At 55.3% G+C, this 22,102-nt stretch carries 19 protein-coding genes and 1 pseudogene; 7 read left to right on the top strand and 13 right to left on the bottom strand.

What is annotated here, in order from left to right; all coding sequences use genetic code 11:
* Positions 1–236 precede the first annotated feature (236 nt).
* Positions 237–674 (top strand): MerR family transcriptional regulator, encoded by a 438-nt coding sequence (locus tag LPA02S_RS03320; RefSeq protein ID WP_054651112.1) that lies wholly within the window; start codon positions 237–239, stop codon positions 672–674.
* Between the two features lie 79 nt (positions 675–753).
* Here the strand turns inward: LPA02S_RS03320 and LPA02S_RS03315 are convergent, their stop codons facing one another.
* From LPA02S_RS03315 to LPA02S_RS03300, 4 genes are all read right to left on the bottom strand, one after another.
* Positions 754–1,620, bottom strand: coding sequence for an aldo/keto reductase (locus LPA02S_RS03315; protein WP_056956782.1), 867 nt, complete (start codon positions 1,618–1,620; stop codon positions 754–756).
* Between the two features lie 14 nt (positions 1,621–1,634).
* Entirely contained in the window at positions 1,635–2,672 is a 1,038-nt protein-coding gene (locus tag LPA02S_RS03310) for a zinc-dependent alcohol dehydrogenase family protein (protein WP_056956781.1), read from the bottom strand.
* Positions 2,672–3,157, bottom strand: coding sequence for a flavodoxin (locus LPA02S_RS03305; protein WP_054649139.1), 486 nt, complete (start codon positions 3,155–3,157; stop codon positions 2,672–2,674). Before LPA02S_RS03305 ends, LPA02S_RS03310 begins: the two co-directional genes overlap by 1 nt.
* Before the next feature lie 147 nt (positions 3,158–3,304).
* Positions 3,305–4,207 (bottom strand): DMT family transporter, encoded by a 903-nt coding sequence (locus tag LPA02S_RS03300; RefSeq protein ID WP_082607902.1) that lies wholly within the window; start codon positions 4,205–4,207, stop codon positions 3,305–3,307.
* Between the two features lie 192 nt (positions 4,208–4,399).
* Here LPA02S_RS03300 and LPA02S_RS03295 point away from each other — a divergent pair.
* Both LPA02S_RS03295 and LPA02S_RS03290 read left to right on the top strand, forming a co-directional pair.
* A pseudogene (locus LPA02S_RS03295) lies at positions 4,400–4,909 on the top strand (ABC transporter ATP-binding protein); the annotation flags it as partial.
* Positions 4,910–5,113: 204 nt separating this feature from the next.
* Positions 5,114–7,726 (top strand): ABC transporter permease, encoded by a 2,613-nt coding sequence (locus LPA02S_RS03290; RefSeq protein ID WP_054649143.1) that lies wholly within the window; start codon positions 5,114–5,116, stop codon positions 7,724–7,726.
* Between the two features lie 191 nt (positions 7,727–7,917).
* On the opposite strand, the gene LPA02S_RS03285 is transcribed toward LPA02S_RS03290, so the two are convergent.
* On the bottom strand, positions 7,918–8,400 hold the full coding sequence (locus LPA02S_RS03285; protein WP_054649145.1) for a YbhB/YbcL family Raf kinase inhibitor-like protein: 483 nt from the start codon (positions 8,398–8,400) through the stop codon (positions 7,918–7,920).
* A gap of 82 nt (positions 8,401–8,482) precedes the next feature.
* Positions 8,483–9,448: a zinc-binding dehydrogenase gene (locus LPA02S_RS03280; protein WP_054649146.1), complete on the bottom strand. Its 966-nt coding sequence runs from the start codon at positions 9,446–9,448 to the stop codon at positions 8,483–8,485.
* Positions 9,449–9,616: 168 nt separating this feature from the next.
* Here LPA02S_RS03280 and LPA02S_RS03275 point away from each other — a divergent pair, with 168 nt between their 5' ends.
* Together LPA02S_RS03275 and LPA02S_RS03270 are read left to right on the top strand one after the other, a co-directional pair.
* A complete protein-coding gene (locus LPA02S_RS03275; protein ID WP_054649148.1) occupies positions 9,617–10,174 on the top strand; it encodes a PadR family transcriptional regulator in 558 nt (185 codons plus the stop codon).
* A gap of 2 nt (positions 10,175–10,176) precedes the next feature.
* The gene (locus tag LPA02S_RS03270) at positions 10,177–11,748 is read left to right on the top strand and encodes an MFS transporter (RefSeq protein WP_054649150.1); all 1,572 of its coding nucleotides are present in this window, start codon (positions 10,177–10,179) and stop codon (positions 11,746–11,748) included.
* Between the two features lie 331 nt (positions 11,749–12,079).
* Here LPA02S_RS03270 and LPA02S_RS03265 read toward each other — a convergent pair whose 3' ends face one another.
* Positions 12,080–13,087 carry a TMEM175 family protein gene (locus LPA02S_RS03265; protein ID WP_054649152.1) on the bottom strand — a complete coding sequence of 336 codons (1,008 nt, stop codon included), beginning with the start codon at positions 13,085–13,087 and terminating at the stop codon, positions 12,080–12,082.
* Positions 13,088–13,278: 191 nt separating this feature from the next.
* Between LPA02S_RS03265 and LPA02S_RS11475 the strand changes: the two genes are divergently transcribed.
* Positions 13,279–13,461: a type II toxin-antitoxin system HicA family toxin gene (locus tag LPA02S_RS11475; protein WP_082405304.1), complete on the top strand. Its 183-nt coding sequence runs from the start codon at positions 13,279–13,281 to the stop codon at positions 13,459–13,461.
* 29 nt (positions 13,462–13,490) lie between these two features.
* Positions 13,491–13,886 (top strand): type II toxin-antitoxin system HicB family antitoxin, encoded by a 396-nt coding sequence (locus LPA02S_RS03260; protein ID WP_056956779.1) that lies wholly within the window; start codon positions 13,491–13,493, stop codon positions 13,884–13,886.
* Between the two features lie 280 nt (positions 13,887–14,166).
* Here the strand turns inward: LPA02S_RS03260 and LPA02S_RS03255 are convergent, their stop codons facing one another.
* The 6 genes from LPA02S_RS03255 to LPA02S_RS03230 form a co-directional block, all read right to left on the bottom strand.
* Positions 14,167–14,565, bottom strand: a complete 399-nt coding sequence (locus LPA02S_RS03255) for a pyridoxamine 5'-phosphate oxidase family protein (protein WP_054649154.1) — start codon at positions 14,563–14,565, stop codon at positions 14,167–14,169.
* A 142-nt stretch (positions 14,566–14,707) separates the two neighbouring features.
* A complete protein-coding gene (locus LPA02S_RS03250) occupies positions 14,708–16,132 on the bottom strand; it encodes an MFS transporter (RefSeq protein WP_054649156.1) in 1,425 nt (474 codons plus the stop codon).
* Positions 16,133–16,157: 25 nt separating this feature from the next.
* Positions 16,158–17,279 (bottom strand): alpha-L-fucosidase, encoded by a 1,122-nt coding sequence (locus LPA02S_RS03245; RefSeq protein WP_054649158.1) that lies wholly within the window; start codon positions 17,277–17,279, stop codon positions 16,158–16,160.
* The gene (locus LPA02S_RS03240) at positions 17,276–18,691 is read right to left on the bottom strand and encodes an MFS transporter (RefSeq protein ID WP_054649160.1); all 1,416 of its coding nucleotides are present in this window, start codon (positions 18,689–18,691) and stop codon (positions 17,276–17,278) included. Before LPA02S_RS03240 ends, LPA02S_RS03245 begins: the two co-directional genes overlap by 4 nt.
* Before the next feature lie 2 nt (positions 18,692–18,693).
* A complete protein-coding gene (locus LPA02S_RS03235; protein ID WP_082607901.1) occupies positions 18,694–21,054 on the bottom strand; it encodes a glycoside hydrolase family 3 C-terminal domain-containing protein in 2,361 nt (786 codons plus the stop codon).
* Between the two features lie 139 nt (positions 21,055–21,193).
* Complete coding sequence (locus LPA02S_RS03230) at positions 21,194–21,817, bottom strand: hydrolase (RefSeq protein WP_054649162.1); 624 nt, start codon at positions 21,815–21,817, stop codon at positions 21,194–21,196.
* Positions 21,818–22,102: the final 285 nt, after the last annotated feature.

The following is a 22,102-nucleotide window of genomic DNA, read 5'->3' as shown; positions in this document are numbered from 1 at the left end:
AATGGTTAGAGCTGGTGTAAGCGCAAGGAAAAATTGCAATTTTTTTCAAACGCCGTCATGACGGTGCTGTACGGTCAAAGCCGCCTGGACATTCAGGTAAGATTAAACGGGTGCCCAATGATAGCCTCCACAAACATCGTCGTGGCGCGGGTTATAGCTGGTGTAACTTTTGCTTGCGTTATAGTGGGTGTAAGGTAGTATGATGGTAACAGTTAAACAGAGGGGAAGTATTGCTAATGACGTACACAGTTCAAGAAGTGGCTAAAAAGATGGGGCTGACCACCTACACGGTGCGTTATTATCATGACCACGGGCTGTTGCCCTACGTAAAACGTGATGAAAACAACAACCGCGTCTTTGACGACGTAGACTTGGAATGGGTACACCTCATTACGTGTTTGCGGCAGACAGGGATGCCACTGGAGAGTATCAAACACTACTTTGACCTAGTCATTGCGGGTGAAAGCACGGTGCCGGAGCGGTATCAAATCATGTTGGCACAACAGCAGCGCACGCTAGACGAAATTGCCGAATTAAACCACCACCTGGAGACTATCAACAAGAAGGTGGCGCATTACGCCGACGTGCTGATTAACGCCAAGCCGGACACCTACGAGCCCTCCAACGTTGCAACCGCGGCGGATAACGCCCCCGATACGGTCGCAAAAGTTTAAATATACGCAAACACGCGCCTACCGGTATTTGGTGGGCGCGTGTTTGCGTATATTAGGTCAAATGACAATTGTTGTACCGCTATTGATCGGCGTGGACATCGAAGGCGCCCAATAGTCGCTTAGCCACACCTGGCGCGTCAGGATCGTGACGGCCGTGGCCTTTGTCCAGCGCTTGCATTGTGGCCATTTCATCGTCGGTTAGGGCAAAGTCGAAGATGTTCTGATTGGAAGCAATGCGTGCTTCATGCACTGACTTAGGGAACACCACGACGTCGGACTGGTACTCGAAACGCAGGATAATCTGGCCGGCATCTTTCTTGTACTTGGTGGCTAGCGCCTGGATGACTGGCTCCTGGAACAGTTCAGGGTTGCCCTGACCCAGTGGCGCCCACGCCTCCAACACCGTCTGTGTGGAGGCCATTAGGGCACGCAATGGTTGTTGCTGGAAGTAAGGGTTGAATTCAACCTGGTTCACTGCCGGCCGTACGTCAAAGTCAGGAACGAACTTTGCCCACAGCCGTGGCGTGACGTTAGAAATACCGATGGAGCGAATCTTGCCGGCCTGTTGCCCCGCTTCTAAGGCCCGCCAGGCTCCGGGAACATCCCCATATGGCTGGTGTAATAGGTACAAATCGATGTAGTCGAGGCCGAGTTTTTGCAAAGAAGTGTCGATGCCCGTCCTGGCGGCTTCAAAGCCATAGTCTTGAAGCCATAGTTTGCTGGTGACCCAAATTTGGTCGCGGGGGATGCCGGACTCGGCGATGGCCTGGCCGACCTCTCGTTCGTTAAAGTATGCTGCGGCGGTATCGATGTGGCGGTAACCGAGACGTAAGGCGGTAGCCACCGCTGCTTTGGTCGAGCCGTCCGCCGGAATTTGGAACGTCCCGAAACCGAATGCGGGCATCTGGTTGCCGTCATTTAAGGTGAAGGATGGAATTGTTGTCATAAAATACCCCCCGATTATTTGCTTACAATTAATAGTGACTTGATCGCTGTACGCTGGTCCATTGCTTCGTAGGCCTGTTGCACGTCGGCTAGGTCAAAGCGCTGGGTAAAGACGTGGCCTGGGTGGATTTGGCCCTGCAGCACCGCGTCGAGTAAGACGGCGCGGTCGTACGTGGTGACGGAAGCAATACCGCCGCGCAGGCCAACGTTGGTCCAAAATGGTGTGGCGTTAGCGTTTGTCGCTTCTTGTGGTACACCAACACGGCCGACGACGGTACCCGGCCGGGCGACTTTGATGGCAGTATCCACGGATAGCGCCGTGCCGACGCATTCGAGAACGGCGTCAGCACCGCCGTCAGTCATGTCCAGGACCTTGCGAACGGCGTCGTCGCCACGTTCCTCAACGATATCCGTAGCGCCAAATTCTCGGGCCAAAGCTTGGCGGTCGGCGTGGCGGCTCATAGCGATGATGCGCGTTGCACCCATCAACTTGGCCGCAATCACACCACACAGGCCAACTGCGCCGTCGCCCATAACGACTACGGTGTCGCCGGGTTTGACCTCGGCGCTAGCCGCAGCGTGGTAGCCGGTGGCCATGACGTCCGACAGTGCCAACAAGTCGTTGAGCTGTTCGTCCGTGTAATCTTCTGGCTGGCCGGGAATTTTAACCAGCGACCAGTCGGCCAGGGTAAAGCGAACGTATTCGCCCTGGAAACCACTGGAGCCGTGTTCCTGGGCGTTGAGGCAGTTACCTTCAAAGCCTGCGCGACAGGCCGCACAGTGCCCACAACCGTGGGTAAACGGCAGGATCACGAAGTCACCCGGTTGGACGTGGGTTACTTCCGCCCCGACTGATTGAACGACACCGATTGCCTCATGACCCACAGGTGAACCAGGTTCGCGTTGGGCGAGTCCCCGGAACCACCACAGGTCAGAGCCGCAGACGCAGGCGCGGAGTACCTTAATGACGGCATCAGTGGGTTGTTCGATTTCAGGCATGGGCAGGTCTTGAACGGCCACGTGCCCCTTTTCTTCAAATATAGTAGTGCGCATTATTTTTCCTCCTTCAATAATTGTTCGAGCCATGACTTAATTTTCGGGTTGGCGGCGTCAACCGCGTTTCCGGTAATGCCTAACCCAGTGGCAACGGGTCGCGTTCCAGCAAACTGTTTAAAAGTTGCCTCGTATTCACCGGCCGTACCGGCATGAGTGTAAAACGGGGCCAACAGCGCATTGCCAGTGTCGACCGTACTGAGAAAACTCATAATCGGTGTGGCGGGCTTACCGGACCAAACCGGGCCACCAACCAGGATCACATCGTAGTTGTTGCAATCTGGTAGTGGTTGAACGAGTGTTGGTAGATTTCCCGATTGTAGTTGTTGCTGCGCAGTGTCTGACGTTGCGTACATATCTTTGGCAAAGGTGCTCGGTTGCACCTGGATTTGGTAACGGTCGGACGCAACCATGTCGCTGATTGTTTGGGCCAGCGTGGCGGTGTGGCCCGACCACGAATAATCGACAATTAGTATTTTGTTCACTCTGAATGCCTCCCAACTGTTGTGATTATCATAGTGCCTTACAGTTGGTGTAAGGCAAGGGCAATTTAAAATTAATAGGTACTTTCTACGGTTAGACAACAAAAAAGCCCCAGCAAACTGGGACCATGGTATGCCGTTAGACCTTGACTATACACGCTGCTTCTTCGGTACCCAACTCATCATGCACACCGCGGCTAGTACCAAGACAATCCCGGCGAACTGTAGGAAGTGGAAACCCAGCGCCAAGAAGATAATGGATAGAATCGTGGCGGTGAGGGGCTCCAAGTTGCCGATCATGCTGGCAATTGCGGGGCGCAGCGTTTTGAGGCTGGACACGTAGAGAATGTACGCGAGGAAAGTCGCCCCGAAAATGATGAAGGCGATGAATAACCACGACCACGCGTGTAGCCCCGTGGGTACGCGCCAGACGGGGGTAATCCAGTTCATCAGGAACCCGCCAATCACGAGGCCCCAGGCGACGATGACCAGTGGCGGCTCGTGCTGCAACAATGGTCGTGGCAGCAACGTGTACGCCGCGCCGGTGACGGCCGCAACCAGGCCCCACAGGACGGCGAGCGGGGCAACGTGTAGCTGCGTAACGTTGCCGTCAGTGACCAGGAAGAATACACCGATGAGCGCAATGGTAATGGCGATTGTGTCGATGGGCCGGGGCCACATGCGGTCGCTGACGCAAACCACCACGGTGATCATGGCCGGAACGAGCGAGAGCATGATGGTCGCGATGGCGGCATTACCGTAGAAAATCGCGAGGAGGTAGCTAAATTGGGCCATGGCGACGCCCACGATACCAAAGGCGATGAGGCGGAGCGCGTCGGCACGGTTCCGCCACACCCGTAGCAATGGTTGGTGGGTGATCAGTCCGTATGCGAGCATGGCTAGCCCCGCCCAGGTGAGTCGCATGCTGACCAGCCATGCGGGTGTGGCGTGACTGGTGTTGAAGATGATGTTGCTAAGGATGCCACCGACACCCCACATGGTGGTGCCAATTGCAGCGCGCAGGGCAACGCCGCCGTTTGTCGATTTTTTCAAGTTTCTTTCCCCCAGAGACGAATGACCACCGGGCAAAGTTGTGGCGCCCGGGTGAGGCCGATGCTTCTAAGTATAGCAATTAATTTGTGGCGCGTGACGTGAACCGCATTTTTTTGCCAGTGGTTGAGGCTGAAAAGTGGGTGCAACGCGGTATACTAATGGTTAAAGGCGAACTGACGGAGGGAAAACAATATGGCGTACATTGAGGTCAAGGAAGAGTCTAAAGTTTACCAAATGGGCGACACCAAAATTGTGGCGAATAATGCGCTCAGCTTTGACATTGAGGCCGGGGCGCTCACCGTCATTTTGGGCCCCAGCGGTGCGGGTAAGTCGACGGTGCTGAACATTTTGGGTGGAATGGACTCGCCTACCAGTGGTCAAGTGATAGTGGATGGGACCGATATCGCGCAGTTTAACGCTAAGGAACTCACTGAGTACCGACGGCGGGCCGTGGGCTTTATCTTCCAGTTTTACAACCTCATCCCCAACCTGACGACGCGCGAAAACGTTGAGATGGCGGCCTCACTAGTGCCGGACGCCCTGGATGCGGACGATACTTTGCGTGCGGTGGGTCTCGGCGCCCGCCTGGATAATTTTCCGGCGCAGCTTTCCGGTGGTGAACAGCAACGTGTGGCCATTGCCCGGGCGTTGGCGAAAAACCCGCAATTGCTGCTGGCCGACGAACCAACGGGGGCCCTGGACTACCAGACCGGTAAACAGGTGCTACGTTTACTGGCGGATGCGAGTCACCGTGACGGTAAAACCGTGGTCATCATCACGCATAACGCTGAGATTGCGAAGATGGCGGACCGGGTCATCCGGATTAACGACGCCCAGGTGCGGAGCGTGACTGACAACGAGGAGCCGCTATCGGTGGACGCCGTGGAGTGGTAGTGGGGTGACCGCATGTATCAATCAATTCTAAACACCATGCTGGGCCGCAGTATTCGGCAAAGCTTGGGTCGATTTATTGCCATCATTTTAATTATTATGCTCGGCGTGTTGGTCTTCGTCGGCGTGAAGGGTATTGGCCCGGCCTACACGGATTCCGCGACGACGATGGTGGACCAGCAGCGTCTGGCGGACGTGACCCTGACGAGCACGGCGGGACTGACTAAGGCTGATTTACGGGCTGCCCGGCAGGTCAAAGGTGCCCAGGTCATGGCGGCTAAGAGCGTCTTTGCCCTAGCCAGCACGGACGACTCCGTGGTTGCGGTGTCTGGGTACACCAATAACCGGCAGCTGAACCAAATAATCGTCAAGAGTGGGCGGTTGCCACGGCGCGTAAACGAAATTGTTTTAGACGCCCGGGCCCGGGACTACGGCCGCTACCGGATTGGTAGTACGTACCGCTTTGCCAAGACGAGTCAGCTCAAGCGGCGCACTTACAGGGTCGTTGGCTTTGTGGAGTCACCGCAGTACCTCGATTCGACCTACAACCGCGGCAACGCCAACATCGGTAACGGGCAAGTGGCCTACTTTGCGTACGTCACCGCGTCGAACGTTGATGTTGATGTGTATACCAGTATCGGCTTTTACTTTGCCGGTTTAACGCACGGCAACAGTTTTAGCGACGCGTACCAAAACCGGGTGGATGATAAAGTTGTGGCAATCAAGCGGGCCCTGCGTGGGCGGGCAACGGCGCGGCGGCAGGAGTTGATTCGAACTGCCAGCCAAAAAGTTGACGGGCAACTCTCCGAAGCGCGAGCGACGTTGCAGCAACTGGACCAAGCCAGTGCGGCGGGGGCAACGAGCGCGGACGTGACGCAACAACGCACCAAGCTTACTGCGGCCATCACGCAGTTGGAGGACGCACAGCGCACCATCAAGGCCAAGGTGGCCAAGCCGACGTTGAGCTATGGTACGCGACATGACCTGAGTGGCTTTGCGGACTACGGTGAGTCGGCGGAACGGATTGCCGCCATCGGTAACGTCTTTCCCGTGTTCTTCTTCCTGATTGCGGCGTTAATTACGTTTACCACCATCTCGCGGATGGTGGCTGAGGACCGCAGCCAGCTGGGCACCATGAAGGCCCTCGGGTACGGCAGCGTGGCAATTAGCCGCAATTACTATATTTACGCGCTACTAGCCGCAATAATCGGTACCACTTTGGGCGCCGCGATTGGTAGCGAGTTGTTGCCACGGCTCGTGGTGCAAATGTCGGGCAGTAACACGTCGATTGTGCGTACGGCCGTGATTAACCTCCAGTGGTCGAACATTGCGCTGGCGTTGATCTTTGCGCTGATTGCGACGGTTGGTGCGGTTGTGGTCGCGGTGACCACCGAGTTGCGGGCCAAGCCGGCAGAACTCATGCAGCCCAAGGCACCCAAAGCAGGCAAGCGGATTTTGTTGGAACGGATTACGCCACTCTGGCGGCGGCTATCATTCAACCGCAAAGTCAGCTACCGCAACCTGTTTCGGTTTAAGTCCCGGATGGTGATGACCATCATTGGGATCGCTGGTGGTGCCGGACTCATCGTGACCGGATTTGGTATTCGCGATTCGATTAGTGGCGCGGGTACGCGTCAGTTTAACGACATTATTCGGTATAGCGCGGTGGCGACGTTGAGCGACAAAGGGACCCCGGCCCAGGCACGTAAAGTGTTACGGCAGAATCAGCATTACCAGCGTAGTGCCACCGTCACTGCGAATACAGTCAAAGTTCAGGCCCATGGACACAGTGTTGGTTCGGTCAGCTTCTTTGTGCCCACTGCGACCAATAATTTGACGGGTTACGTGAACGTGGAGACGACCAAGGGACAGTCGATTAGACTACCGCAGCGGGGAGTAGTGCTGACGCAGAAAGCTGCAACCACGCTGGACGCCACCGTGGGCAGTCGCGTGACCATTAAGCTAACGAACGGCCGCTCCGCGAAGGTCCGGGTGCGGGCAATTGCGCAGAATTACACGGGCCAATTTGCTTACATGACGAAGTCTGGTTACCGGGCGGCATTTGGGCGTAGTGCGCAGACCAACGCATTGTTGGTGAAGACGACGGCCCAAACCGCACAACAGCGGCGTCACCTGGCAGAGCAATTGTTGCGTAATGGCGGCGTGATTAATACGAGCTATGCGGACGACCAGCGGGCGACTTTGGAACAGATGAGTAGCAGCATGGACACCTTCATTGTCATCATTATTGTCCTGAGTGGATTACTGTCGTTCGTTGTGCTGTACAACCTGACCAATATCAACGTATCGGAGCGGATGCGGGAGTTATCTACAATCAAGGTGCTCGGTTTTTACGACGGTGAAGTGACCATGTACATCGTGCGCGAAAATATCATCTTGACCGTTGTGGGCATTTTGGCGGGCTTCCTGCTGGGCAATGGCCTGACCGCGTTCATTTTGCGGCAGGCAGCCTCTGCCCAGATTGTCTTCCCACTGATTATCCACTGGCCGGGGTATCTATTGGCGGCCGTACTGACGGCTGGATTTACCGCCATCGTGATGTGGGTAACGCATCGTCGTCTACAACGTGTGGATATGGTGGAAGCTTTGGCCGCGCGGACGGACTAGGTGTGGATAAAAACGCAGATATAGAGTGGAGGACGGCCACTTTATCCCCATAATGTGGGTATTACCTGTGGTTATCCATGATACGACGTCGATTATGGGGAGAAAGTGATCGCCGCATCAATGTTGTCCACAGAAATAGGGACTAGCAACGCCGCTTGCGGTGATTGCTAGTCCCTATTATTGTGGATAAATTATTTATTTGCCGGACTGAATAGCCCCGTTAACGACCCGTGGCACAAGACGTGACCACGAATGCAGTGGATAAAGTCGTGGTAATTGGCCCTCGTAGGTAACGATAGGCGGTTATCCAGTGCATAAACTGTAAATACGTAGTGGTGCGTGATGCGCCGTAACCACGTTGGCTTGGGTCCGCAGTAACCGTGTCGACCAAGAACTTCGCCCTGCACGGCCCCCATAATCTCCGTGACGTGCTTCCCCGGTAGAATGTGTCCCGGGATACGGTCACGAGGGTCGATGTTCCACATTACCCAGTGCGGGTGCTGGTGGTGTCCCAGCACGTCCTCATCCACCATGGTGACGGCCAGGGTGGCCGCTTTGGCGGGTACCCCCATGATGTGTATCTCGGGACTGTGGTCACCACCCCATGCGGAATTGTCGTAGCGCATAGTATGACCGTTGTGGAATTCGGGACTGGAAACAAGTAGTGATAGCACGGTAACACCTTCCAACGTGGATATTAATTGCCCTTACTGTACACCCAAAAGGGCGACGGGACAAATTAAGTCCCACGGTTAACTATTCACCGAAGGGCAGTACTACCACTTTGCCAAAGCTATCCGCACTGTCCAAAAATGCATGGGCGTCGGCGGTGTGCTCAAGGTCGAAAACTTTCGTTGGGTGCACGTCGATGTGGGCTTCCTCGATGAGGTGCAACATCGCGTTCAGGGCGAATTCAGTTACCTTACCCGAGTTAAAGGCGGTGAGGTAACTGCCACTGGGGATGCTGGCAATCGGATCAAAATCCTTGGTTGACCATTCGCCACCTAACTCACCGGTGATACACATCACGCCGCCAGGACCAGCCAGGTGTGCCAATGAATCTTGCATCGTCTTTGGTCCAACTAATTCGAGAATCTTATTGTACTGATTCTCGGTTTCTAGCTCCCCGTCCCGTTCGATGACAACATCATCAATGGGGGTCTGTAGCAGGCGCTCCTTCTTAGCGGGCTTACGGGTAGTACCGGTAATGACCACGTCGTTTTGGATTGCCCGGGCCAACTTTGCGGCCGCGGTGCCCACACCACTGGTTGCGCCGCGAATGAGCAGGTGGTCATGTGGTTGCAGGAATAGCGACATTAACGAACCGTAAGCAGTGTAATAGGTTTCGGGGACGGCTGCTAGTTCTGCCCAGGACAGGTTAGTGTGCACTGGGTATAGTTGGTCATTTGGTAACAATGCGTACTCCGCATAACCACCATCAAATGCCCGGCCCATTTCACCCATGATGCTGATAACGGTCTGGCCTTCGGGGAGGTTGACCTCATCGGTGGTTTCCACTACGGTGCCGACTGCTTCAATGCCCAGAATGCGTGGCAACTGGACGGCTGGAGACCAGCCGTTGCGGGTGAAAATTTCGGAGCGATTAATCCCAAAGCCGCGAACTTTAATGAGCGACCAGCCGGGCTTGGTGGAAGGGGTGGGGACCTCTTCGTAAGACAGGGCTTCTGGACCACCGGGATGGTGTAGAACAATTGCGCGCATAGATAACACTTCCTTTTCTGATGATTGACGAGCTACTAACTTTATTTTAGTTCAATTCAGAGTATTATACCCTGAATTTACAGTTAAAAAAATATATATAATGTACTTGTACAATGAGTCGTAATGACCTATACTCATACATGTCGTTTCGACATATGGAGGATAAGCATGTATGAACTGTTAATTTTGGGTACGCTGATGTCAAGGAGTATGTCGGGGTATAAGTTGCGTAAAATTCTCGGCAATAGCTTGGTGCCGCGACGAGAAATATCCAATGGGGTCATGTATCCGCTACTGCGTAAGCTCGAAGATGACGGTTATATTATTCAGTCTGCGGATCCTGACAGTGCCCGCGGTGAAAAAACCGCACACATAACGGACCGTGGTCGGGAACACTTTCAAGAGATGATGTCCGCACCCGTGGTGGCTGATGGTAAGCGTGAATCAGTGTATCGATTTAAAATTCGTGCGTTTGGTGAGATTCAGCCGGACGTACAGATAGAAATTCTGGATGCCTTTGCCGATACCGTTCAGCAAGATTTAGATGAATTTATTCGTTCACGTAATCATCTACAGCAAAAGCTCCACGTTGATGAGTCCCGCGCCGAACATTTGGAATGGACTATTCAAACTTTAGACTTGAGTATTGCGCTATCTGAGACTAAGCAACGGTGGATTGCTGGTTGTCGGCGCAAAATTGCACTCGCAGTAAAGAAGGAAAATTAATTATGGATAATGGTACAAATAAACATCCTCACCGCTGGTTGGCCCTAACGGCAATGAGCTTAGGCACGTTCATGGGGCTACTTGACGTCACGGTTGTTAATGTCGCGTTGCCGACCATGGTGCGGCAGTTTAACACAACGTTTACGAGTCTACAGTGGGTATTGAACGCGTACACCTTGGTTTATGCGGTCTCACTAATGATTATGTCTAAATTGGGGGATATGTACGGACGCAAGAAAATATTTTTGGGTTCGCTCATTCTATTTGTCGTTGCGTCCGCTGTTAACGGGATGGCACCAAGTTTATTGGTCCTCGATATCGGTCGTGGCGTGCAGGCCATCGGGGGTGCGGGGATGAACTCGCTCGCCATGGCGCTGGTGGCGTCAAACTTTGAGGGGCGCCAGCGCGGTACCGCTTTGGGTATTCTGGGGTCGGTCATTGGGATATCCTCAGCTTCGGGACCGTTAATCGGGGGCTATTTAGTTGAACACTTTGGCTGGCCATCGATTTTCTACGTTAACGTTCCTGTGGGCATCATTACGGTCATCATGACCATCATTTTTGTGCAGGAAACGCCGAGTTACGGTAAAAACGAACGCGTTGATCTATGGGGGATGGTATTGTCAGCCGCCGGTTTGTTTAGCCTAATCTACGGGTTGATTACCAAGGAATCCCATCCGCACTGGTCGTGGCTGGAACTTCAGGTTAGTGGCTGGTTGGTTGCCGGTCTAGTGTTGCTCGTGATTTTTGTGGTGGTTGAGAGTCGTTTGGAACAACCGATGATGAACGTGGCGTTCTTCAAGAAGCCGCATTTTATCGGTACGGTGGTCGTGGCCTTCGCTTTGGGGGCGGGTATATACTCGTTCAACACGTTCCTGACCGCATTGATGCAGAACTACATTGGTTATTCGGCGTTTGATACCGGAGTGCGTCAGTTGACCATCAGTATCTGGTCCCTAATTCTGGGACCACTAACGGGTATCTTAGGGGCAAAGTTCCCCAAGAAGCGGCTGATTGGGTTCAGTCTGCTAGTGGGGGCGATGGGCTTCCTGGTGATTGCGAACGCTGTTGGTCCGCAGGTCAGCTTTGCCAACCTGTGGCCGGGGATGATTCTAATTGGGATTACCAATGGTATGGTTAACCCGCTACTGAATACCGCGGGCATGGAGGGCGTCGCTCCGCAAGAAATGGGGATGGCGTCGGGGCTGCTCAACGTCTTTCGCCAATTAGGTACCACGGTCGGGGTTGTCGGCTTCGGTCTGGTGCAGGACACACGCTACGAGCAGTATCTGAGTGCGCACCTAAGTAGCACTGGTATGCCCGCAAAGATGGCGGACGGGATCCATTCGGCCTTGGTGACGGCCGGGCCGTTCTCGGGGCATAGTATTGCGTGGTCCGCACAGCTCGCCAAGACACCCTTTGCCCACGCGGTGCGGCAGGTGGTGATTCGGGCGTACGACCGGGGGATGTCTGCCGTTGCCCTTTGTGCTGCTGTTGTGGTGGTCATTGGGAGTGTTGCGGCGTTGGCATTGATGCGGAATCAGGTTTCTGCGGATGCGCAGACTGATGATTAACGTGTGGCTGGATGGCGGGCAGGTCAATTGCCTGCTGTGATAAGTCGTTTTACGTTGATAGTTTCAGGGGCAGCACCTTACTTTGCTGGTTCAATTAGGGGATAACATTAGTATACCGAACGTACGTTCGATTGACGTGTTTAAAAACGTACGGTTTGAATACGAATACTGATTTGTTAGTACTTGTCAACGATTCCAGTGGACTCAATTTGCAAAGGCCCGTGGCAATTTGGTGTTTAACCGGAAAAATTACCGCAAGATGATTAAAAGCTCCCCAGTTATCGGTTAGGTCTGATAACTGGGGAGCTTTTAATTTGCGTTGGTTGACGCTTTAGTGCTGATTTTTACGTGGACGTTGGGGATGTTCGTGTGGTTGGCGCCGCTGGTCAAACCAACGTTGCATTCTTTGCGCCATGCGTTGTTCGATTTTCGCCTTTTGTTCCGGCGTCATGTCAGCGAACCGCTGGTAAAACTGGCGCTGCACGCTAGGATCAACGTTCTGGTCGAGCCACGACGAGACGTTTTGCGGCACGGCACCTTCATCCGCGGTTGGTGGAGTGACTGGCGTAGCGTCGTCCGGGTTGGCAGTGGTAGCTTGCGCGACTTTGCGGTTACCCGTTTCCGTCGTGTCATCGGTATCCGCCGACTGGCGCGCGTTGCGCCAAAACTCACGTTGAGCCTTGCGAAAATCGCGGAGGTCGGTCCCAGACAGTTTGGTGAAGTCGCGTTGCTGTTCCTCAGGCAGGGCGGCCACATCGTACATTTCCTGGCGCGCGGAACTGTTGAGCAAAAACATGACGACCGGATAGGCCAGGAACACGAACAGTGACAGCTCCGGTTGGATAAACGCCATGATCAGGGCAGCAAAGCTGAGTCCATCCATAATCAGGTTGCTGTTGCCATAAATCTTCTGGTAGACGTTGCGCATCTCCTTGGCCTCGGTGTATTGCAGGTGGATAATCGCCTTTGCCAGGTAGCGGAAGAGGATGTTCACCACTAACTGCAGGACACCATAAAGTAGCACCGTGATACGGGTGGTGTTGCTGGCCATCATGTTGGTCAACAGCGGCATCAATGATAGTGGCATCAGGAACAGCATGTCCAAAATAATGATGCGGTAGGTCATGGTGCTGATTTCACTGAACGCGGTGCCGTGCTGATACCACATGTTGGCGATAAAAATAAAACTGATAAAGTACACGCCCACTGATTTGCCCAACTGCATGTAGTTAGTTAGTGAATCGTGTAGCACCGGGGGGATGTCCAAAACCATAATGGTAATGATGATGGCGATAATCGCGTCGCTAAAGGCGTCCAGACGGTTTTTGAGTTTTTCCATCGTGTGACCTCGTATTTACTTAATGGTGTTATTTTAGGCGTAAATGGGGGGATGTACAAGTGAGCGATGGCTATTTGGTAATGCACTAAAGTAGAAAGCAAGGATATAGCGAGATTACTGGGTGGGTACGTGTCTAATTAATGACACGTGTAAAGGCACGTGCTAAAATTCATTGAGGAGAGTTTTGCCAATTGGACTCACGCAGGTTAATTAAGATGCTGAAAAGTAAAGGCTGGTACGAGGATTATTCTACGGGTAATCACCGTTACTTTAAGCATCCGTCTCTTCCAAGCAAGGTGACAGTGCCCCATCCGCGAAAAGATATTCCCAAGGGTACTTTGAATACGATTTTGAAGCAGGTACATTTGCGTTAACGTAGTCAAAGAGGAAGGAAGAATTTCTAATGCGATGTATATACTTTGCGGATTTTGTTAAGAACGAACAGGGCCAGTTTGAAGTTACGTTTCCTGATTTGGCGCCAAATGTGGCCACATACGGTAATAACCTTGCGGAGGCGTTGCATATGGCCAACGACGCGTTGAGCGGTTACCTGGTTGTGATGGAGGACGATGGCGATCGGTTACCACCAGCGAGCGATGCTGAAACACTGCTGCCCGCGGCTCAGGGTCTACTCGTGCCAATTGAAGTGGATACGCGAATTACCCGTGAACGTGATGCAAATCGGAGCGTGAAGAAGACACTCACGATTCCGGCATACCTCAACGATTTGGGGATGGAGCAAAAGATCAACTTTTCGCTCACGTTGACCGAAGCACTGAAGGAGCGGCTGCTGGGGTGAGCAGATAGACCCAAAGTGGTGGTGTTGTTTTCCACCCATGAAAACAATTTCAAAATCATTGGTATACACCCTTGCATTCGCTTACAAAAAGTGTAAAATAGTGTCTTGTAAACGTTTTTAAACAGACAAACAAGTTTTGCTGACGCATCATGAGGACTCCCTGTTCACCGGCTGGGGGCCCTTTTTTGTTACCGTACAGTTTCTAACCGCGAGCCTCCACTATCTACAAAAAAGGCGCCACAACCACCAAGGTTGTAGCGCCGCTTTGTATCCTCAAAGCTTATGCGAGCTGTACGCCTGCTTCCAGCGTATTATCCAATTTGTAGATGCGCTCGATGTCGATGATCACCACGGCAGCACGTGGGAACCGTTCAAAGATTTTGGTTTTACCCAGAATGTCGTTGGCTAGGTCGTCGCCCTCGTGAATGTGTGCCGTACCCTCAAACCGGAAGCCCTTCTGCGCGTCGCGATCGACTACCGCTACCGCCGCCATGTGGTTATTGGTGAGGTTGTCGAATGCCTGGCGGAAGGTGTGCTCAAAGTAGATTAAGTGTGAATCGTCGTAGACGTGCAACGAACCCTTAGGGCCAACCTGGGGCTTGCCGTCCACACCGGTAGTTGCGAGGAAGGACAGCTGAGTGCCCAGCATGTTTTTCATGTCTTCTGTAAGATTTGCCATTTTGAAAATCTCCCATCTGCAGTTTTAGTGTACATCTGCTTATCTTTAGTAAGCATATCGTTGGGCGGTGACTTTGTCAATCTTATGGCGTAATCAAAATGCAATTAACCGTCCGACGCGTCAATTATTGCAAGCAACAATACTACTTTGCGTCCGTCGACATTCCCCGGCCGCGCATGCGGCGCACCCGAATGAGGACCACCACGAGTCCTAGGGCCGACAGCACGGTGCTGCCCCAGAAGACGTTGGCGAATGCACCTAGGAAGTTGCCGGTCTGCGGCGTGATGCGCGCCACGCCGGGCAGCTGTGCGAACAGGATGACGGCACCAAACGTCATGCCGACAGTCATCCCCAGCGTCCGTGCAAAGGAGTTCAGGGAGCCAGCCACACCACCCAACGTCCGCGGTACCGTGTCCATCGTCAGCGCGTTGTTCGGCGACAGGAACGCGCCCATGCCCACACCGTTTAGGATGATCGGCCACAGGATGGCCCACCAGTTATTCGTGGGTGGATACAGCGCGTATCCGGCCTGAGACACAATCAGCACAATCAATCCCACCAGCGTCAGCCAGTAACGGTTCCAGTGGTCTGCGAGGTAGCCCGCGATGGGCGTTACCAGCAACATCGTCGCGCTTTGGCCCATCATGATGATGCCGCTGAGGAAGGGGCTGACACCCAGGAAACTTTGCAGGTAGAACGGTAGGAGGATGTTCGACACCGCGTTCACCAACATCACGATGAGCAGCGTACCAACCGAGATTAGGTAGTCCGGGTTGTGCAGAAGCTGCGGGTCAATCCACGGCGACTTTGCGTGGTCATCCTGCATGAACGAGAACACCGTCAAAACGGCCCCAATTGCCATGCCAATCCAGGCGACCACGCGCCAGCCCGGTGCTTGGACCATGGCACCACCAACAAAGAAGAAGATGATGCCGGCAGTGAAAAGGTTCTGCCCGGTCCAGTTGGCGGTGCCCCAAATGGTCCGTAGCCGGTCGCGTTGCGGAATCTGCGGCTGGAGCACGCGCCAACCAATCAGCAGAATGACCGCGCCAAGCGGAACGTTCATCAGGTAAATCCAGCGCCAGGACAGCGCGCTAATGAGCAGCCCACCCACGGCCGGTCCCGAGATAGAGCCCACCGATGTGAACATCGAAATGGCGGCTAAGGCTTCGGCACGGGTGGAGCTCGGGAAGTTATCACTCACGATGCCCATCCCGTTTGCCATGGTCATGGCAATCCCGACAGCCTGAATCACCCGGCCGATCAGCAGAATGATGAAGTCTGGTGCGAGTCCCGCAATCAGCGATCCAACGACGAAAATGACGCCGCCGGCAAAGAAGACACTGCGCTTGGACAGCAGGTCACCGATATGACCGAACATCACCAGCAAAATGGTACTGGTAACCAACCCAATAGTGACCGCCCAGGTTGCGATGCTGTTACTGATGCCAAAGTCGCGGGAGAGCACGGGCAACGCGAGCGTCAGGCTGGAGCCCGACAAACTGGTGAGCAGGGAAATGAGCCCCAACACCATCACGGTTTGCCACTGCGATTTATTCTTCTGCATTTTACCCACCTCCAAAGTTGATGATTTAATTCTGTGTGGTCTCTAGCTCACTCAGTAAGGCCGCTTGCTGTGGCGGCAATTGGCCGTCCGCCATCGGTCCCACGTTGAGCAGCAGGCGTCCCTTTTGCGGGGTCACCTGCTTGATTAACGCCCGTACCTGATCAGCAGTAATGCTGTCTTCCGGCCGGCTCATGCGGTTGTACCCAAAGCTCTTGTCGATGCCGCGGGTGACCTCAAAGTAGTCGTCGCCACCCTGCCAGTCGGTATTATACTCCAGCGTGCGGTAATCGTAGTGGGCGGGCGGAATTCCCGCGCCACCTTTGCTTTCGCGACGCTGCAAGTAGCGCGATCCGAGATCAATGGCGGCACGACCGAGCGGGTTGTGCAACCAGTTAGGGTAACTGTTCCACCGGTCGTTAATCACACCCTGCGGCACGGCCTCGTAGAAGTACGCGAACAGCTCGGGCAGCCGCTTGTCCGTCGGGTAGCCAATGTCATTCCAGAGGATGTCGGGGTGGTACCGGTCGATCAACTCGTGCCACTGGTCCCAAACGTAATTGAGGTACGTTGGGCTGGTGTCATAGCCTAGAACAAGGTCGCCCGCATCGCGAATGGGCCGCGTTTGGAACGTCCAGTCGAGCAACGACGAGTAATATACACCGAACCGCATCCCGCGACTGCGCACCGCCTGCGCGAGTTGCCCGACGAAGTCAAAGTCGAGGTGGTAATCCGGCCGTTTCGGGTTGCGTACGTTGCTATCGTACATGACAAAGCCGTCATGGTGTTTGGTTACGACGACTACATACTGCGCGCCGGCCGCCGCAAACTGGTCGGCCCACGCGTCGACGTCCACGTTACGCGCCGCGGCTTTGAAGTCGTCCGCCAGGTCCAGATAGGTGCGGTTGCCGTAGCGCTCTTGGTGGTAACGGGTCACCGCGCTCCCGCGTGTGCGCATGCCGTTGAGGTACCACTCGGCGTACGGCTGGTTGGCGTACAGGTAGCGGAGCGAATGGTGCTTGACGATGGTACCAAAATCGCCGACGTCGGTGGGGGCAAAGGCGGGAACGGAATACGGGCCCCAGTGAATGAAAATACCAAAGTCAGTGCGTGTAAACCACTTTGGCAGTGGTGCGTTACGGGTCGTCATGTGCGATCACCTCCGTAATGACGGGATATCTGGGCTTCTGCGGTGGCGCGATCCAGTTTGCCCGCGTTCACATCGGCCATGAGTTGGACGTCATGGTCGTTTAGGTGGTAGCGCGAGTACGGAATCAGCGCGAGGGCGTAACCAATGCCGGGGATGAGGGTGGCCGTCAGCCACAGTCCCTGCAGGGCGACGGACGACTGGGTGATGTGTTGGTGCGCCAATACGGCGAAGCTGCTCGCGTGGATCGGGGACCAGTGGAACGCTGCGAGGATGAACAGGCCCAGCGGTTGTGCCAGCGCCGTTAACTTACCAGCGTAGGACTGGATGGCGAACGCAATCCCCCGGGCATCGACGCCGGACGTGTAGGTGCCAAATTCCACCACATCGGGCGTGAACGTGAGGTTGAGCGTGAAGACAATCGCCATGGGAATCGCCCGTACGGCAACCAGCGCTAGGTACATCGGCAGGCTGGCCCGGCCAAAGAGGTACAGTAGGACGCTGGCGCCGACGAACCCGACGTTGCCCCAGAAGAAGAGGCGGAACTTATCGACACGCTTGAGGATTCGGCCCATCATGCTGGCAAAGATCAGCATCGGGATGGCAATAATCACCAGGGTGAGGCTGGAAACCAGCGCGCTGCCGAAGAAGTAGTACGACACGAACAGGTCGACGGCCGCGTACGTGAGTGATACGCCGCTAATGATGAAACCAATGTAGTAGCGGCGCAGGTACACGTTTTGTCGCAGGTAGTGCCACATGCCGGCGAGCGAGTATTTCTGCGTGGTGGTGACGGTCTTGACGCGTTCGCGGCCCGCAAAGCTGACGGGGACCATCGTGATGAGGATGATCAACGCCACGAGCAGGGCGGCCTGACTAAATGGTAGGCCCACGTTTTCGCTAATCAGGAAGGTGACCATCTGGCTAGTAACAAAGGTGCCGGCGAGCGCCAACATCCGCCCGCTAGACAGCACGGTGTTCCGTTCGTCCAGGTTGACCGTCATGCGCGTCACGAGGTTGTAGATGGGGATATCGCTCAGCGTGTACGAAGCGTCCCAGAGAATGTAGGCGAGCACGAACCACAGCATTTTACCCGCTGAACCCATGGCACCGGGGATTTGGAAGAGAATGATGGTGGCAATGGGGATGGCAAACATGGAGATGCGCAGCCACGGGAGGCTTTGGTGGCCGCTCTTGAAGTGGATGGTGTCAAAGAGGATGCCGAAAATCGTGTCGTTGACGGCATCCCACAACTTAACGAGGACCATCACAATGGCCACTTGGCCGAGGTCGAGGCCCACCAACATGAGGTAGGTTGTGAGGAAGCCGCTGAGCATGGAGTTAGCCATGCTTTGACCAAAGAAGTAGCTCCAAATACTGAAGCGTTCTGGTCGGGTAGACTGGTAGTTATTCATGGTTAGTCCTCCCTTCTGTGGAGTATGCGACGGTTGGCTAACCAGACGAGTGCGTCAACCTGCCACAGTTTGAGTGCCCCGCCGCTTTGTTGAGCAAGACGGATGATAGGTGAGTCGAGTACAGACAGGATGAAGAAACGTTCCTCCGGCGAGCCTGGGGCTGCATTGTCGTTCTTGATGAGTTGTTGCAGGACCACGTCCGCTACTTTGCGTGCCACCCGGGAATGCCGCCCGAGCGTACGGGGCGTGCTCATGCGGGTGTGTTCGCCCCGATGCTCGGGGTGCGTTGGCGTGACGGTCATGCCAGACAAGGCGGTAAAGTCCGCTACGGTGGCGTGGCCCTGAGGCTGGCGGTACCAGGCTGGAACGTCGGGCTGAACCCAGGCGGGGGCGTCAACGGTCACGGTGAAGTCCGCAACAATATCGGTACTGCTGGTGCCCACGAAGACGCGCCAGTCGCCCGGTACGGCGCGGAACGTTTGGTGATTCTCGTCCCAGCGCATGAAGGCCCGAGCCGGAATATCAATTGTTAGCGTGTCCTCTTCGTGCGGTTCCAGCCAGACCTTTTTGAACGCTGCTAACGCCTTAACGGGGGCGAGTTGCGCCTGGTCGGCCTGACCCACGTAAATCTGCACCGTTTCGGCACCACGACGTTCGCCCTGATTAGCGACGGTAATAGTCACTGTGCGGTCAAGTGCATCGTCAGTAGCGCTGGTGGCGTCAATGGTACCGTGGTTGAGCGTGAAGTTGGTGTAACTGAGGCCAAAGCCAAAGGGGAACGCAACCGGCACCTGTGCCTTGTCGTAGTAGCGGTAGCCCACGTACAGGCTTTCGGCGTACGGAATAGCGAGTGCGTCCGGCTGGCTAAAGTACGGTGCGGCGGGAACGTCGGCAGCGTGCAGCGGGTAGGTTTCGGCTAGTTTGCCGGATGGGTTGACGTCGCCGAAGAGGATGCGGCTCGCCGCGGTTCCGACGGCTTCACCACCCAGGTAGAGCTGGATGATGCCATCGACTTTGTCCGCCCACGGCATGCTGACGGGAGCGCCACCAACCAGGACGACAATCAGGCGTTGCGTAACTGGTGCCAACGCAGCAATGAGGGCGTTTTGGTTATCGGGTAGGTTGAGGTTCTCGCGGTCAAAGCCTTCCGACTCCGCCGTGCTGGGCAGGCCGGCGACCACAACCGTCGTCGTGGCGTCCATCGCCGCCTCGGTGGCTGCGGCCACGAGTTGGGCGTCATGTTGCTCACTCCCTAGTTCGTAGCCACGGACGAAGTTGTAGGCGTGGTGCTGCTCGTCGAGACCGGCGAGGATACTGGTGGGCGTGGCGTTGATGTGCGAGGAGCCGGCCCCCTGGTAGCGGGTATGCTCAGCCAAGTCGCCGACTAGCAGTAGTGAGTCGTCGGGATTGAGTGGCAGGGCATCGTCGCGGTTTTGCAACAGCACGGCTGCGTGTTCCTCAATCCGCTGTGCTAGTGCGTGGTGGGCGGCCATCATCGCTTCGGGGTCGGTGGTGCCGGCCGGGCGTTGGCGGTTGGCGAGCGCACTAATGCGGGTAGTGGTGGCGTCCAGACGGTCTTGCTGCAATTGGCCCTGGGCGAGTGCTCGGTTGGCCTCGGCATCAAAGATGTGGTTGGAACTCGGCATCTCGATGTCCGTCCCGGCGTTGATGGCCGCGACTTTGTCGTTCAGGCCACCCCAATCGGTGACCACCGCACCTTTGAACCCCCATTGCTGCCGCAAAACGGTATCGATGAGGTAGCGGTGGTCGCTCATGAAGTGACCGTTGACCTGGTTGTAGGCGGTCATGACGGTTTCCGGCTGGGCCTGTGTGACTGCCAAGCGGAAGGCCTCCAGGTACACCTCGTGCAGGGTGACGGGGTCGATGAGCGCGTCATAACGGAGGCGGTCACGTTCCTGACTGTTACCGGCAAAGTGCTTGAGGCTGGCGCCCGTGCCGGTCGATTGCAGCCCGCGAATCCAGGCTGCCCCCATGGCACCGGCCAGCAGCAGGTCCTCGGAGAAGTATTCAAAGTTGCGGCCGCCTAACGGGCTACGCTTAACGTTGATGCCTGGTCCCAAGACAACGTCGATATTGTAGCGACGGGCTTCCTCACCGATTGCCGCACCCATCGCACGCAGGAGCTCAGGGTCCCAGGTGTTAGCTGCGGCGCTAGCGGTGGGAAAGGCAGTAGCGGGGACGCTGGCGTTCAGACCGAGGTGGTCAGCGGCTGCGTCCTGAAAGCGGAGTCCGTGGGGGCCGTCGCTAAAGCGGATACTGGGGATGCCCGGCACGCTTTCAGTGGTCCAGAAGTCGTGGCCGGAAGTGAGGTTAATTTGTTGTTGCGGAGTTAGTTTAGTCATCGTTTTTTCGTCCTTTCCGTTAATCGGACACTTGTTGGGCATCTGGGGCAAAAAACGTTCGATTGTACACCAAACGGGGGTGCAACAAATCGTTACACCCCCGTAGTACGCGTTACGTCGCGTTCCCAGCGACTACATTTTACGCTTCTAGGGAGATGAAGTCGCCCGCAGCGAACATGGTTTTGACAAAGTCGGGTACGGTGTCCGTCCGGTTCCAGTCGCGTTGCCATTCGCAGGCGAGCTGGGCGTTGGTGGTGAGCTCAGCGCCGGCCTGTTCCATCCGCCGGAGTGCGGTTTCGTGCGCAACTTTGCTCGTGCCACCGACCGCGTCGACAACGGGGTGTACTGAGTAGCCTTCCCGCAGTGCGTCGAGTGCGGGGAAGGTCAGACAGGCCTCGGTCCACAGGGCGGCCATCACCAGGTGCTTGCGGCCGGTAGCCTTAACGGCCTCGACAAAGTCGCCGTCTTCCCACGCGTTGATGTTCGTCCGGTCGATGGACGGAATGTCCCCGAGGACGCGCTTCAGGTAGGGCACGGTGTCCTTGTTACGACCAGTGGCCACGTTAACCGTGGACAGCACTATGGGCACGTGGTAAATCTGGGCCAACTGAATGGTCATTGCCACGTTCCGCAGCAGGGTCGGGTGAGCGATGGACTGAATTGATTGAATTTGGGTTGCCTGGTAGTCAATTACTAACAACGCACTATTCTCTGGTGTTAACAGAGCATCCGTGACGGGGTCACGACGAGCTAAACTAGTCATAAGAAAGCGCCTCCAAATTATTTGATAACTAGATTGTAAACTTACTTACCAAAAATAACAAGTGCCTGTGTTAACTATTTACCCACCTATGCCGCGCGTGCACGTAAATTGGTTTTGTGCGTGCCCGTATAATCCGACCGTGTACAATAACAACAGGTGTCGGAGTGGGGTGGTTGGTGGGAACACGCGGGTGGCCTTTGGGACTGCGGCTTACGTGTCCTGCGCCGTAGTGGGTGACGGCAGCGTTGGTCGGACCGGTGAGCTGCGGCTTTCGTGGGGTGCTCC

It is taken from the genome of Lacticaseibacillus pantheris DSM 15945 = JCM 12539 = NBRC 106106, from assembly GCF_001591865.1.
Taxonomy (GTDB): domain Bacteria; phylum Bacillota; class Bacilli; order Lactobacillales; family Lactobacillaceae; genus Lacticaseibacillus; species Lacticaseibacillus pantheris.
This window is presented reverse-complemented; position numbering and strand designations above follow the sequence as displayed.

Bases quoted from the DNA above. Each gene is read 5' to 3' on its own strand.
- LPA02S_RS03320 (WP_054651112.1), top strand. From the start codon at position 237: ATGACGTACACAGTTCAAGAAGTGGCTAAAAAGATGGGGCTGACCACC.
- LPA02S_RS03315 (WP_056956782.1), bottom strand. From the start codon at position 1,620: ATGACAACAATTCCATCCTTCACCTTAAATGACGGCAACCAGATGCCC.
- LPA02S_RS03310 (WP_056956781.1), bottom strand. From the start codon at position 2,672: ATGCGCACTACTATATTTGAAGAAAAGGGGCACGTGGCCGTTCAAGAC.
- LPA02S_RS03290 (WP_054649143.1), top strand. From the start codon at position 5,114: ATGTATCAATCAATTCTAAACACCATGCTGGGCCGCAGTATTCGGCAA.
- LPA02S_RS03280 (WP_054649146.1), bottom strand. From the start codon at position 9,448: ATGCGCGCAATTGTTCTACACCATCCCGGTGGTCCAGAAGCCCTGTCT.
- LPA02S_RS03275 (WP_054649148.1), top strand. From the start codon at position 9,617: ATGTATGAACTGTTAATTTTGGGTACGCTGATGTCAAGGAGTATGTCG.
- LPA02S_RS03270 (WP_054649150.1), top strand. From the start codon at position 10,177: ATGGATAATGGTACAAATAAACATCCTCACCGCTGGTTGGCCCTAACG.
- LPA02S_RS03265 (WP_054649152.1), bottom strand. From the start codon at position 13,087: ATGGAAAAACTCAAAAACCGTCTGGACGCCTTTAGCGACGCGATTATC.
- LPA02S_RS03260 (WP_056956779.1), top strand. From the start codon at position 13,491: ATGCGATGTATATACTTTGCGGATTTTGTTAAGAACGAACAGGGCCAG.
- LPA02S_RS03255 (WP_054649154.1), bottom strand. From the start codon at position 14,565: ATGGCAAATCTTACAGAAGACATGAAAAACATGCTGGGCACTCAGCTG.
- LPA02S_RS03250 (WP_054649156.1), bottom strand. From the start codon at position 16,132: ATGCAGAAGAATAAATCGCAGTGGCAAACCGTGATGGTGTTGGGGCTC.
- LPA02S_RS03245 (WP_054649158.1), bottom strand. From the start codon at position 17,279: ATGACGACCCGTAACGCACCACTGCCAAAGTGGTTTACACGCACTGAC.
- LPA02S_RS03240 (WP_054649160.1), bottom strand. From the start codon at position 18,691: ATGAATAACTACCAGTCTACCCGACCAGAACGCTTCAGTATTTGGAGC.
- LPA02S_RS03235 (WP_082607901.1), bottom strand. From the start codon at position 21,054: ATGACTAAACTAACTCCGCAACAACAAATTAACCTCACTTCCGGCCAC.
- LPA02S_RS03230 (WP_054649162.1), bottom strand. From the start codon at position 21,817: ATGACTAGTTTAGCTCGTCGTGACCCCGTCACGGATGCTCTGTTAACA.